Here is a 13080-nt window from a genome sequence, read left to right as displayed (position 1 = left end):
ACGCCCATGAGCGACGTCCTCTTCGAAACCCGCGGCGTGCTCGCGCTGATCACGCTCAACCGCCCGGCAAAGCGCAATGCGGTGCACCGGCCCATGGCCGATTTGCTGCGCGCCGCGTTCGAGCGCTTCGAGGCCGACGAGCGGCTGCGCGTGGCGGTGCTCGCCGGCGCCGGCGGGCATTTTTGCGCCGGCGCCGACCTGGCGGCGGTGGCCGACCCGCTGCTGCGCAACGAGCTCGACCCCGAGGGCGGGCCGCGCGCGCCCATGGGCCCGAGCCGCATGGCGCTGTCCAAACCGCTGGTGGCGGCGATCGAGGGCTATGCGGTGGCCGGCGGTCTGGAGCTGGCGCTGCTGGCCGACCTGCGCGTGGCGGCCGAGGACGCCCAGCTTGGCGTGTTCTGCCGCCGCTGGGGTGTGCCCTTGATCGATGGCGGCACCGTGCGCCTGCCGCGCACCATAGGCATGGGGCGGGCGCTGGACCTGATCCTGACCGGGCGCGCGGTGGGCGCGCCAGAGGCGCTGGCCATCGGCCTGGTCTCGCGCGTCGTGCCGCGCGGCCAGGCGCTGGAAGCCGCGCTGGCGCTGGCGCGCGAGCTTGCGGCCTTTCCGCAGCAATGCCTGCGCGCCGACCGCGACTCTGCCTACGCACAGTGGGATCTGCCGCTGCAGGCCGCGCTGCAGCATGAGGGGCGCCAGGGCGTGCCGCTGGTGGCGGCCGAAGGCGCCGCCGGTGCGGCCCGCTTTGCGCGCGGCGCCGGGCGCCACGGCCAGGCCGCCCCGGACGGCGGCGAGCGCGACTGAAGTGCCGCGCGCGTTCAGCGCAGCGCCGGCAGATTGCGCAGCGCCTGCAGCGCCGCTTCGCCAAAGGCCGCGCCGAAGCGGCGCACCAGGCGCTCGGCCATGTTGTCGCGCTGGGTGTAGTCGACGATGTCCTCGGCCTTGACGATCTCGCGCGCCACGTAATCCAGGCTGCCCAGGCCATCGGCCAGGCCCAGTTGCACCGCCTGCTGCCCGGTCCAGAACAGGCCGCTGAAGGTCTCGGGCGTGGGCTTGAGGCGCTCGCCCCGGCCCTGCTGGACCGCGGCGATGAACTGCTGGTGGATTTGCTCGAGCATCTTGAGCGCGTAGTCGCGCTGCTCGGGCAGCATGGGGCTGAAGGGGTCGAGAAAGCCCTTGTTCTCGCCGGCGGTGAGCAGGCGCCGCTCGACGCCGAGCTTGTCCATGGTGCCGGTAAAGCCGAAGCCGTCCATGAGCACGCCGATCGAGCCGACGATGCTGGCCTTGTCCACGTAGATGTCGTCGGCGGCCGCAGCGATGTAGTAGGCGGCCGAGGCGCAGGCTTCCTCCACCACCGCGTACACCGGTTTGTCGTACTTGGCCTTCAGGCGCGCGATCTCGTCGTTGATCATGCCGGCCTGCACCGGGCTGCCGCCGGGCGAATTGAACAGCAGCACCACGGCCTTGGAGCCCGGGTCGCCGAAGGCGCTGCGCAGCGAGGCGATGACCGATTCGGCGCTGCTCGGCGCCTGGGCGGCGATCTCGCCCTTGATGTCGACCACCGCGGTGTGCGGCGAGACGCGCGCCACGCCGGTGAGCTCGCGCGCGCTGAAATTCCAGATGAGGGCGCCGACGATGGCCAGCCACAGCAGGCGCCAGAAGATGCGCCAGCGCCGCGCGGCGCGCTGCTCGCGCACGGTGGCGAGCACGAGCTTTTCCAGCACTTCGCGCTCCCAGCGATGCGCGCGTTCCGCCCTCGTCTTGTTTGCTCCGTCTTTGATAGCTTTTTGCGCCCACAGATCGGGCGTTTCAGGCAGATTTGACCCAGAATCTTCAGGGTCTGGGCGCAGGGCGTCGGTCATCGGTCAGGGCGGGGGCGGTTGCAGCAGCGCTGCAGTATGCCAGTACACCCTGCCCGCCGATTCGCTCAGCCGCACCTTCACCAGCGGCCCGCGCCCCGGCCCGCCGACGCAGCAGCCGGTGTCGGGCTCGAACACCGCGCCGTGCGTGGCGCAGACCAGCAGTTGCCCCCGGGCATCGAAGAAATGGCCTTCGCGGTAGTCGAGTTCGCTGCGCACGTGGCTGCAGCGGTTCAGGTAGGCATGCACCTGGCCGCGCCAGCGCACCGCGAAGGCGCGCAGGCGTTCACCGCGGTAGACCACGTCGAAGGCCACGCCGCGGCCGCCGTCGCTGAGCGCGCCGCTGTCGCACAGGTAGATGCCTTGGGCCTGCGGCTCGGGCGGCGCCATCAGGCGTGCTCCGCAAGCCAGTGGTCCAGGCCCGCGACCGTGGGCGCCACGAACAGGGGCGAGAGCGCGGCAAAACCCGTGCTCGCGTGCGCGCCATAGGCCACGGCAACGCTGGCGCAGCGGGCGGCGCCGGCCATCTCCAGGTCGTGCGTGGTGTCGCCGACCATCAGCACGCGCTCGGGCGGCAGGTCGAACTCGGCCATCAATTCATTGAGCATCAGCGGGTCGGGCTTGCCCGCGGTTTCGTCGGCGGTGCGCGAGCCGTCGAACACGCCGCGCAACTGCGCGCTGGCCAGCGCCTGGTCCAGGCCGCGGCGGCTCTTGCCAGTGGCCACGGCCAGCAGGTGGCCGCGCGCCTTCAGGCGCTCGAGCATGGGCAGCACGCCGGCAAACAGGCTCAGGTCGTCCTGGTGGCGCATGTAGTGCAGGCGGTAGCGCTGCGCAAGCTCGGGGTATTTGGCCGGCGGCACGTCGGGCGCCGCGTGCGCCAGCGCCTGCGGCAGCGCCATGCCTATGACCCAGGCCGCGGCCGCCTCGTCCGGCACCGCGCCGCCCACGTCGTGCACTGCCTGCTGGATGCAGCGCACGATGATGCGGGTGGAATCGAACAGGGTGCCGTCCCAGTCGAAGGCGATCAGGTCAAAACGGCGGGAGGTGGCTGGGTTCATGCGCTGGGCTCGTCCAAGAAATGCTGCAGCTCGGGCGGCAGTTCGGCCAGCAGTTGCAGCGGCTCGCCGCTGGCCGGGTGGGTGAAGGCCAGGCGCCAGGCGTGCAGGAACATGCGCGCCAGCCCCTGCTTGTGCAGGCGGCGGTTGAGGTCGAAGTCGCCGTATTTTTCATCGCCGGCGATAGGGTGGCCCTGGCTCGCCAGGTGTACCCGGATCTGGTGGGTGCGCCCGGTCTTGATGGTCACCTCCAGCAGGCTCAGGGCGGGCAAGCCTTGGGCGTGGCGCGCGGCCAGCAGGCTGCGCCGGCGCACCAGGGTGATGGCGCGCATGCCGTCGGGGTCCTGGGCGCTGGTGGTGCGCACGCGCCGCTCGCCATCGGGCTGCAGGTACTTGTGCAGCGGCAGGTCGATCAGCTTGCAACGCTCGGGCCAGGTGCCGATCACCAGGGCCAGATAGGTCTTGCCGGTCTGGCGTTCGCGAAACTGCTGTTGCAGCGCGGTGAGCGCGCTGCGGCGCTTGGCCACGAGCAGCACGCCCGAGGTGTCGCGGTCCAGCCGGTGCACGAGTTCCAGGAAGCGCGCCTGCGGGCGCGCACGGCGCAGTTGCTCGATCACGCCCCAGCTCACGCCGCTGCCGCCGTGCACCGCGTGGCCGGCGGGCTTGTCCAGCGCGATCAGCCAGTCGTCTTCGAGCAGGATGGGGAATTCGCGCGCGGGCGCGACCGGCGCCGGCGCCGATTGGGCCAGACGCAGCGGCGGCAGGCGCACCAGATCGCCCTCGGCCAGGCGCGCGTCGGCGCTGCTGCGGCCCTTGTTCAGGCGCACCTCGCCGCTGCGGATGATGCGATAGACGTGCGTCTTGGGCACGCCCTTGAGCTGGCGCAGCAGGAAGTTGTCCAGGCGCTGGCCGGCCGATTCGGCGTCCACCCGCAGCTGGCGCGCCGCCGGGGCTGCCGGGGGATTGCCCCCTATAATTGCGGTCACCTGAGCGAAGAGTGTGTAAGTGGTTGAAGTGGCTGAAGTTTAGTGGCCACCAGCCCGACCGGTCGCGCAGGTTGGTTGATGCCACCGGGAAGCGAGTGCCTTTTGCCAGCACGCACCGCCCGGGCGGCTGATGCATCGAAACACAGCATACGGAATTCAAGGCTGGTTGCCTCTGCTCTCGCGCAGGGCGCCAGCGGACCAAAGCGAAATCATGTGGGTAGTTCTGGCGTGGATCTGGTCGCACTGGTGCGGGCGCGAGCCTGCATTTTGTGCATCAAATACGCCTGAAACGCCCGTCTGGCGGGCGCAAGCAGCTTCCAATCCGATAGCGAAGCCGCCCTTCCTGCATTTCGCCTTCATCCTCGCCCCACCCCTGCGCCCGCGCAGCTGAGCCTCTCAGCTTGCGCGGCCCGCGCCGGGTGCGTGCGCCTTTCCCGCTGCCGTCATCGGTGCCTCGGCCCAGGCATTCGCGGCCCCGTTTGCGCGGGGCTTCAGGTCCTGGCGCGGCGCCTTGCCGCGTGCAGGCCGCAGCTTGGAACAAAGGACACGCATCATGAAACGGATGCTCATCAACGCCACGCAGCCCGAAGAGCGGCGCCTGGCCATCGTGGACGGCCAGAAACTGCTGGACTACGAAATCGAAATCGAAGGGCGCGAGCAGCGCAAGAGCAACATCTACAAGGCCGTGGTCACGCGCGTGGAGCCCTCGCTGGAGGCCTGCTTCGTCGACTACGGCGAAGACCGCCACGGCTTCCTGCCATTCAAGGAAGTCTCGCGCCAGTACTTTGCCGAGGGCGTCTCGCCCAGCCAGGCCAAGATCCAGGACGTGATCAAGGAAGGCCAGGAGCTCATCGTCCAGGTCGAGAAGGAAGAGCGCGGCAACAAGGGCGCGGCCCTGACCACCTTCATCAGCCTGGCTGGCCGCTACGTGGTCTTGATGCCGAACAACCCGCGCGGCGGCGGCGTGAGCCGGCGCATCGAGGGCGAGGACCGCGCCGAGCTCAAGGAGGCGATGGACCAGCTCGAATACCCCAAGGGCATGAGCATCATCGCGCGCACCGCCGGCATAGGCCGCTCGGCCGCCGAGCTGCAGTGGGACCTGAACTACCTGCTCAAACTGTGGTCGGCCATCGACACCGCCGCCAAGGCGGGCAAGGGCGCCTTCCTGATCTACCAGGAATCGAGCCTGGTGATACGCGCGATCCGCGACTATTTCAGCGCCGACATCGGTGACATCCTGATCGACACCGACGACATCTACGAGCAGGCGCAGCAGTTCATGGCCCACGTCATGCCCGAGCACGCGGCGCGCGTCAAGCGCTACCGCGACGATGCGCCGCTGTTTTCGCGCTTTCAGATCGAGCACCAGATCGAATCGGCCTACGCGCGCATGGTGCAGCTGCCCTCGGGCGGCTCCATCGTCATCGACCACACCGAGGCGCTGGTCTCGATCGACGTGAACTCGGCGCGCGCCATCAAGGGCAGCGACATCGAGGAAACCGCCACGCGCACCAACCTGGAAGCGGCCGACGAAGTCGCGCGCCAGATGCGCCTGCGCGACCTGGGCGGGCTGATCGTGATCGACTTCATCGACATGGAAGAGGCCAAGAACCGGCGCGAGGTGGAAAGCCGCCTGCGCGATGCGCTGCGCCAGGACCGCGCGCGCGTGCAGTTCGGCTCGATTTCCAAGTTCGGCCTGATGGAGATGAGCCGCCAGCGGCTGAAGCCCGCTCTGTCCGAAGGCGCGCACATCCGCTGCCCGCTGTGCGACGGCACCGGCCACGTGCGCGACACCGAGGGCTTTGCGCTGCAGATGCTGCGCATGATCCAGGAAGAATCCATGAAGGACAGCACCGCCGCCGTGCACTGCCAGGTGCCGGTGGAGGTGGCGAGCTTTCTGCTCAACGAAAAGCGCGCCGAGATCGCCAAGATCGAGCTGCGCCAGCGCATCTCCGTCGTCTTGATTCCGAACAAGGGGCTGGAGACGCCGCACTACAAGCTCGAGCGCCTCAAGCACGACGACCCGCGCCTGGACAACCTGGACGCCAGCTACAAGATGGCCGACGCGCAGGAAGAGCCGACGCAGATCACCCGCCGCTCGCAGGAGCCGACCAACCGCCAGACCCCGGTGATCAAAGGCGTGCTGCCCGATGCGCCCGCGCCCGTCGCCCAGCCGCGCCCGGCCGCGCCAGAACCTGCCCCCGCGCCGGTGCAGCCCGCGCTGCATCCGCGCGTGCAGGTGCAGGAGCAGGGTTTTCTGTCCTGGCTCAAGGGCTTGTTCGGCATGGCCACGGCGCCGGCGCAGCCAGCGGCAGCGCCGGTTGCACCCGCACCGGCTGCCGAGGCCGGAGCCGGGCGCGAAGAGCGCAGCGGACAGCGCCGTGGCGGGCGCCGCGGCGGCCAGCGCGGCGAACGCGGCGAACGCTCCGAGGCCAACGGCCAGGAGCGTGCGCGCCAGCCGCGCACCCCGCGCACCCCGCGTGAACCGCGTGAACCGCGTGAACCGCGCGAAGCACGCGAGCCGCGCAACGGCCAGCGCGAGGCCGGTGAGTCGCGCCAGAACGGCCGCACGCCCGACTCCGAGGCGAGCGAGCGCAGTACCGAGCGCAGCAGAGGCAACGGTGAACGCAGCCGCCGGCGCGAGCCGCGCGAGCGCGACGCCGCCGAGCAGGCCGCCAGCGCAGCACCCGCCACGCCGCTGGGCACCACCGACACCATGGCCAGCACCTCGGGCGATGAGGCGGTGATCCAGCTTGGCGCGGTAGAGCACACCGAAGAGCAAACGCAGGCCAACGGCGAGCGCCGCCCGCGCCGCTCTCGCGACCGCTATGGGCGCGACCGCCGCCGCGGCAGCCGCAGCGCAGAAGCCGCCGAAGACACCAACGCCCAGGCGCCCGACAGCGAGCCGCCAGCGGACTTCGCGCCGACGGTGATGCTCGAGCCCGAAGAAGCCGCCGCGCCCGCCCGGCGCAGCTACTTCGCCGCGGCCGCAGAGCCTGCTGCGGAGCCATCCGCCGCCGCACCGGCCGCCGAGGACGAAGGCCCGCAGACGCTGATCGACGTCACCTCGCCCGGCGGCCCGGCCAGCCCGCTGCCGTCGCAGGAGCACATCGACGTCACCCTGGCTGCCGAACCCGCACCGGCACCGGCCGCCGTGGCCCAGCCCGCGCCAGCGCAAGCACCTGCCAGCACCCCGGCGAGCGCGCCGCAGCAGCCCTATGCGCTGCCGCTGCACAGCCTGCAGGAGAGCGCCGCCGCCAGCGGCCTGGTGTGGGTGCAGTCCGACGCCGACAAGGTCGCCGCGGTGCAGGCCGCGATCGCCGCCGAGCCCAAGCCGGTGCATGTGCCGCGCGAGCGGCCCGCGCCGCCGGTGCTGGACGAAGGCCCGCTGGTGCTGGTCGAAACCCGCCGCGACCTGCGCCAGGTGCAACTGCCCTTTGACAGCCAGGCCTGAGCCAGAACACATCGGTATTGATAGCTGCAAGCGCTTGTCGGACAAGGGTTTGCAGCGCTTTTGAGCACCAAGTTCCGGGCCTGCCGCTTCGCGTGGCAGGCCCTTGTTTTTGCGCCCGCTCCGGCTGCGGGACAATGGCAGCCACTCTTGCCTTGTTTGCGCCATGCTGTTTCTGCTCTCTCCTGCCAAGTCCCTGGACTACGTCAGCCCGCTGCCCCAGGGGCTGCCGGCGCCCACCGAGCCGCGCCTGCTCGAGCACACCCACGCGCTGATTGCGCTGCTGCGGGAAAAGTCGCCGCAGCAGATCGCGGCGCTGATGTCCATCAGCGACAAGCTGGCCGCGCTCAACGTCGCGCGCTACGCGGCCTTCAGCGAAGACCCCGCGCCGGCCAACGCCCGCCCCGCGGCGCTGGCCTTCAACGGCGACGTGTACGACGGGCTGCAGGCGGCCAGCCTGGGCACGCGCGATCTGCAATGGGCGCAGGCGCACCTGGCCATACTCAGCGGCCTGTACGGCGTGCTGCGCCCGCTCGATGCGATGCAGCCTTACCGGCTGGAGATGGGCACGCGCCTGGCCAATGCGCGCGGCGCCAATCTCTACCAGTTCTGGGGCATGCGCATCAGCGAAACCCTGAACGCCCAACTGGGCGGCGCGCGCAGCCCGGTAGTGGTGAATCTGGCTTCGCAAGAATACTTCAAGGCGGTCGACACCGCCGCGCTCAAGGCGCGCGTGCTCTCCTGCGTCTTCGAGGACTACAAGGGCGGCAGCTACAAGATCATCAGCTTTCACGCCAAGCGCGCGCGCGGCCTGATGGCGCGCTGGGCGATTGAGCAGCGCGCCAGCCGGCCCGAGCAACTGCAGGAATTTGACCGCGCCGGCTACGCCTTCGCGCCCGCCGCATCGAGCGCCGAGCGTCTGGTGTTTCGCCGCAAGGAGGCCCAATGAGCGCAAGCCAGACCATCACCAAAGAGCTGCGCGCCTGGATCATCGAGCAGGCCGGCGCCGGCGTGAGCGCGCCCGCGCTGATCGGCGCGATGTGCAAGGTTGGCTGGAGCGAGGACGTGGCCGTCGACGCCATCGAGCAGGTGCTGCGCAGCCACGTGGACGAGGCCGCCCGCACCCAGGGCTGGCCGCCCGCGGTGCCCGTACCCGAGCCGGCGCTGGACGAGGCGCCGCTGTACATCGACCTGGGCGATCGCCGGGTGCAGGTCTTGATGACCCTGGCCTCGCCACGCGTGGTGCTGTTCGGCGGTCTGCTCGCGCCCGAAGAATGCGACGCACTGATCGCCGCCGCCAGGCCGCGCCTGAAACGCTCGCTCACCGTGCGCCAGGACACCGGCGACGGCGAGGTGAACCAGGAACGCACCAGCGACGGCATGTTCTTTCAGCGCGGCGAAACCCCCGTCATCAGCGCCATCGAGGAGCGCATCGCGCGCCTGCTCAACTGGCCGGTGCAAAACGGCGAAGGGCTGCAGGTGCTCAACTACCAGCCGGGCGCCGAATACAAGCCGCACTACGACTACTTCGACCCGCAGCAGCCCGGCACCGCCGCCATCCTGGCGCGCGGCGGCCAGCGCGTGGGCACGCTGGTGATCTACCTGAACGACCCGGCCAAGGGCGGCGCCACCATCTTCCCCGACGTGCACCTGGAAGTCGCGCCCTGCCGCGGCAACGCCGTCTTCTTCAGCTACGAGCGCCCGCACCCGAGCACACGCAGCCTGCACGGCGGCGCGCCCGTCATCGAGGGCGAAAAATGGATCGCCACCAAGTGGCTGCGCGAGCGCGAATTTCGCTGAAAGCCCGGGCAGACGCCGTCGTAAATTCAAAGCAAAAAGCCGCCCAAACGCTTGCCGGACAAGCGCGAGCAGCTATCAATTCAAGAGATGAACTCCCTCCAGCATTCCCCGCTGGGCGCGCCCAGCAGCTACCCGCGCGACTACGACCCCGCGCTGCTCTACCCCATCGCCCGCGCCGAAGGGCGCGAGGCCGCAGGCCTGAGCGCAGCCCCGGCCTTCTTCGGCGCAGACCTGTGGACCGCCTACGAGCTTTCCTGGCTCGATCGCCGCGGCAAGCCCCAGGTGGCGCTGGCGCGCCTGACCATACCGTGCGAGACGCCCAACCTGATCGAGAGCAAATCGCTCAAGCTCTACCTGAACAGCTTCAACGCCACCCCCTTTGACGGCCCCGAAGCGGTGCGCGAGCGCCTGCGCGCAGACCTGAGCGCCGCCGCCTGGCGCGGCGCCGAGCACCCCGGCAGCGTGGGCGTGCAGTTGCTGCTGCCCGAACAGTTCGAGAGCGAGCACATCGACGAGCTCGACGGCCTGCTGCTGGACCGTCTGCAGGTGGAATGCACGCACTACCAGCCCGCGCCCGAGCTGCTCAGCGCCGCGCTGGACGAGGCGCCGGTAGAAGAGGTCCTCGTGAGCCACCTGCTCAAGAGCAACTGCCCGGTCACCGGCCAGCCCGACTGGGCCAGCGTGCAGATCCACTACAGCGGCCCGCAAATCGACCAGGCCGGGCTGCTGCGCTACCTGGTGAGCTTTCGCGAGCACCAGGGCTTTCACGAGCAGTGCGTGGAGCGCATCTTCGGCGACATCCGCGCGCGCTGCCAGCCGATCAAGCTCACCGTCTTCGCCCGCTACACCCGCCGCGGCGGCCTGGACATCAACCCGCTGCGCACCAGCCACCCCATGGCGCTACCCCGCGGCGGGCGCACCGCGCGGCAGTAGCGCGCCGCGCAATCCGATCGGGGCGCGCATCCGGACATCCATCGGCGTGCTCGACCGATCTTCCAAACAGCTTTCAAAACTCTTGCGCCACGTCAAAAAGACGGCATTTTTCTCCTGTCCAGGCGCCCACTCGTTCTCGATAATCCGCCCGTCCCGCGCCACGCGCGCAGCCGCCTCGGGGGCTTGCGCGCATTCCCTCACTCTTGCGACCTGTTCGCTGCCATGCGCGTCAATCTGCCCGTCACGCAAACCGAATACGACTTCCCCGCCGAGGAGCTGCTGATGTCGGTGACCGACAAGCAGGGCCGCATGACGCACTGCAACGCCGCCTTTTCCCGGGTCAGCGGCTACGGCATGGACGAACTGCTGGGGCAGCCGCACAACCTCATCCGCCATCCGGACATGCCGCCCGAGGCCTACAAGGACCTGTGGGCCACCATAGGCCACGGGCGCAGTTGGCGTGGCCTGGTGAAGAACCGCCGCAAGAATGGCGATTTCTACTGGGTGCGGGCCAACGTCACACCCATCATGGCCGACGGCAAGCCGCAAGGCTACATGTCGGTGCGCGAGAAGCCCACGCGCGAGGAAATCAAGGCGGCCGAGGCGCTGTATGCGCGCATCAAGGCCGAACGCGAACGGGCCCGGCCCAGCTTTGAGCTGCATGCCGGGAGGGTGCGGCCCAGAGGCTGGCGCGATGCCTTGGGCAAGCTCGGGCGCACCAATTTCACCCAACGCCTGGCGGTGATGATGCTGCCGCTGTTGGCAATGGCTGCGGCCCCGGCGTGGCTGGGTTGGCACGGCCCTCGGGTCGCGCTGGCGCAGTCTCTGGCGCTGCTGGTCATCGGCGCCGTGATCCTGTGGCGCTTTCACCGGCGTATCACCGATGCCATCCACGATGCCAATCGTTTCGCGCAAGATCTGGCCAGTTGCAATCTGACCAGCGGCAGTTGCCAAACGAAAGGCCGTCATCCGCTGGCGCGACTGATGCAGGCGCTGCGCCAGGTCCAGATCAACCTGCACGCCGTGGTCGGCGACGCACGCCACGAGATCGGCAAGTTCGGCACGACGTCTTCCGAAATCGCCCAAGGCGCACAAGACCTCTCGGCTCGCACCGAGGCGCAGGCCAGTTACCTGGAGCAAACCGCCGCCACGATGGAAGAGCTGGCGGGGACGGTGCATCAGTCGGTGGACGCTACCCGGCGCATCCTGGCTGACAGCGAACGCAGCGCCGCTCTGGCGCGCGACGGCGGACGCGAAGTGAGCCAGGCGGGCGAGGCGGTGCAAGCCATCGAGCAATCCTCGCGCACGATGGAGCAGATCATCGCCACCATAGAGAGCATCGCGTTCCAGACCAACATCCTGGCGCTGAACGCCGCCGTCGAGGCCGCCCGCGCGGGCGAGCAGGGCCGGGGCTTCGCGGTGGTCGCCAGCGAGGTGCGCTCGCTGGCGCAGCGCAGCGCGCAAGCGGCCGCCGAGGTGCGCGGCCTGATCGGCGAATCGGTCCTGCAGATACGCGGCGGCGCACGGCAAATGCAGGCCGCAGGAAAAACGATGGAGAGCATGGTGCAATCGGTGCAACACGTCAGCCACTTGATGGCCGACATGCAAGGCTCGGCACGCGAGCAATCGAGCGCCATCGAGCAGATCAACCACGCCGTGGCCGACCTGGACCGCATGACCCAGCAGAACGCCGCACTGGTCGAACAATCGGCCGCCGCCGCACGGGCCATGAGCGACAACGCCGGGGTGCTGGGGCGCACGCTCGACGTGTTCAAGATGCGCCAGGTGGCGTGAGGCAGAAAGGGGCGCGGCTCAAAACAGCGCCAGCTCCTGCGCTGCGGGTTGATCCCGCCATTCAGACGCCTTGAGCAGCGACCCGACCCGCACCCCCAGCAGCCGCAGCGGCTTTTGCAGCGGTGCGCGCTTGAGGCACAGCCCGGCGATACGCCGGATGTGCGCGGCGTCTTGCGTGGGCTCGGCGATGGTGTGGTCGCGCGTGACGATCTTGAAGTCTTCGTAGCGCAGCTTGATGCCTATGGTGCGCCCGAGGTAGCCGTCCTTGCGCAGGTCGCATGCCACCTGCTCGCACAGCTCGGTGAAGATGCGGCCCAGCAGCGCCTTGTCGTGCACCGCATGCAGGTCGCGCTCGAAGGTGGTTTCGCGGCTCATGCTCACCGGCTCGCTCTCGGTGAGTACGGGGCGCTCGTCGCGCCCCCAGGCGGCGTCGTGCAGCCATGCGCCGTGGGCCGCGCCAAACTGCGCCATCAGCCAGGCGCGCGGGCGGGCGGCGAGCTCCCCGATGGTGTGGATGCCGCAGCGCTGCAGGCGCGCATCGGTCTTGGGCCCGACGCCGTGGATCTTGCGACAGGCCAGCGGCCAGATGCGTGGCTGCAAGTCCTCGGGCTGCACGACGGCGATGCCGCCGGGCTTTTCGAACTCGCTGGCCATCTTGGCGATGAGCTTGTTCGGCGCCACGCCGATCGAGCAGCTCAGGCCGGTGGCCTGCAGGATGCGCTGCTGCAGGCGCTGCGCCAGCACGCGCCCGCCGTCGATGCCGGCCTCAGGCAGAGCGCTCAGGTCGATGTAGACCTCATCGACCCCGCGGTCTTCCATCACCGGCGCGATCGAGACGACGACCTCCTTGAAGCGGCGCGACCAGCGCCGGTATTCGGCGAAGTCCACCGGCAGCATCAGCGCCTGCGGGCACAGGCGGGCGGCCTTCATCATGCCCATGGCCGAACCCACGCCAAAGGCGCGCGCCGGGTAGGTGGCAGTGGTGATCACGCCGCGCCCGACGTAGCTGGCCAGACGGGGAAAGGCTGCGAGCGGCACCTCGTGCAGTCGCCCCGCGTAGGCCAGGCTGCGCGCGCGGTCCTGCCCGCTGGCCGCGCCGCCTATGACCACGGGCAGGCCCTTGAGCTGGGGGTAGCGCAGCAGCTCGACCGAGGCGTAGAACGCGTCCATGTCCAGGTGGGCGATGCGGCGGGGGGAAGCGGCGG

11 protein-coding genes are annotated in these 13080 nt (G+C 69.7%); 6 read left to right on the top strand and 5 right to left on the bottom strand.

Features of this window, described 5'->3' with window-relative positions; translation table 11 throughout:
- Window positions 1-6: 6 nt before the first annotated feature.
- Window positions 7-801, top strand: coding sequence for a crotonase/enoyl-CoA hydratase family protein (locus KUD94_RS00535; protein ID WP_218237985.1), 795 nt, complete (start codon window positions 7-9; stop codon window positions 799-801).
- 14 nt (window positions 802-815) lie between these two features.
- Here KUD94_RS00535 and KUD94_RS00530 read toward each other — a convergent pair whose 3' ends face one another.
- The 4 genes from KUD94_RS00530 to KUD94_RS00515 are packed head-to-tail and all read right to left on the bottom strand — an operon-like array spanning window position 816 to window position 3897.
- On the bottom strand, window positions 816-1859 hold the full coding sequence (locus KUD94_RS00530; protein WP_218237984.1) for a S49 family peptidase: 1044 nt from the start codon (window positions 1857-1859) through the stop codon (window positions 816-818).
- A gap of 3 nt (window positions 1860-1862) precedes the next feature.
- Window positions 1863-2246, bottom strand: coding sequence for a Rieske 2Fe-2S domain-containing protein (locus tag KUD94_RS00525; RefSeq protein WP_218237983.1), 384 nt, complete (start codon window positions 2244-2246; stop codon window positions 1863-1865).
- Complete coding sequence (locus KUD94_RS00520; RefSeq protein ID WP_218237982.1) at window positions 2246-2914, bottom strand: HAD family hydrolase; 669 nt, start codon at window positions 2912-2914, stop codon at window positions 2246-2248. The genes KUD94_RS00525 and KUD94_RS00520 overlap by 1 nt, the downstream gene beginning before the upstream one ends.
- Window positions 2911-3897, bottom strand: a complete 987-nt coding sequence (locus KUD94_RS00515; RefSeq protein ID WP_218237981.1) for an RluA family pseudouridine synthase — start codon at window positions 3895-3897, stop codon at window positions 2911-2913. Before KUD94_RS00515 ends, KUD94_RS00520 begins: the two co-directional genes overlap by 4 nt.
- Before the next feature lie 553 nt (window positions 3898-4450).
- On the opposite strand from KUD94_RS00515, the gene KUD94_RS00510 reads away from it, so the two are divergent.
- From KUD94_RS00510 to KUD94_RS00490, 5 genes are all read left to right on the top strand, one after another.
- Entirely contained in the window at window positions 4451-7351 is a 2901-nt protein-coding gene (locus tag KUD94_RS00510; protein WP_218237980.1) for an Rne/Rng family ribonuclease, read from the top strand.
- 163 nt (window positions 7352-7514) lie between these two features.
- Window positions 7515-8297: a peroxide stress protein YaaA gene (gene yaaA, locus KUD94_RS00505; protein WP_218237979.1), complete on the top strand. Its 783-nt coding sequence runs from the start codon at window positions 7515-7517 to the stop codon at window positions 8295-8297.
- Entirely contained in the window at window positions 8294-9148 is an 855-nt protein-coding gene (locus KUD94_RS00500) for a 2OG-Fe(II) oxygenase (protein WP_218237978.1), read from the top strand. The genes yaaA and KUD94_RS00500 overlap by 4 nt, the downstream gene beginning before the upstream one ends.
- Window positions 9149-9235: 87 nt before the next feature.
- On the top strand, window positions 9236-10081 hold the full coding sequence (gene queF, locus KUD94_RS00495; protein WP_218237977.1) for an NADPH-dependent 7-cyano-7-deazaguanine reductase QueF: 846 nt from the start codon (window positions 9236-9238) through the stop codon (window positions 10079-10081).
- A 222-nt stretch (window positions 10082-10303) separates the two neighbouring features.
- Window positions 10304-11875, top strand: a complete 1572-nt coding sequence (locus KUD94_RS00490; protein WP_218237976.1) for a PAS domain-containing methyl-accepting chemotaxis protein — start codon at window positions 10304-10306, stop codon at window positions 11873-11875.
- Between the two features lie 18 nt (window positions 11876-11893).
- Here the strand turns inward: KUD94_RS00490 and KUD94_RS00485 are convergent, their stop codons facing one another.
- Window positions 11894-13045 (bottom strand): DNA polymerase IV, encoded by a 1152-nt coding sequence (locus tag KUD94_RS00485; protein WP_218237975.1) that lies wholly within the window; start codon window positions 13043-13045, stop codon window positions 11894-11896.
- Window positions 13046-13080 lie beyond the last annotated feature (35 nt).

The organism is Comamonas sp. NLF-1-9 (assembly GCF_019195435.1).
GTDB lineage: Bacteria > Pseudomonadota > Gammaproteobacteria > Burkholderiales > Burkholderiaceae_C > Comamonas_C.
This window is presented reverse-complemented; position numbering and strand designations above follow the sequence as displayed.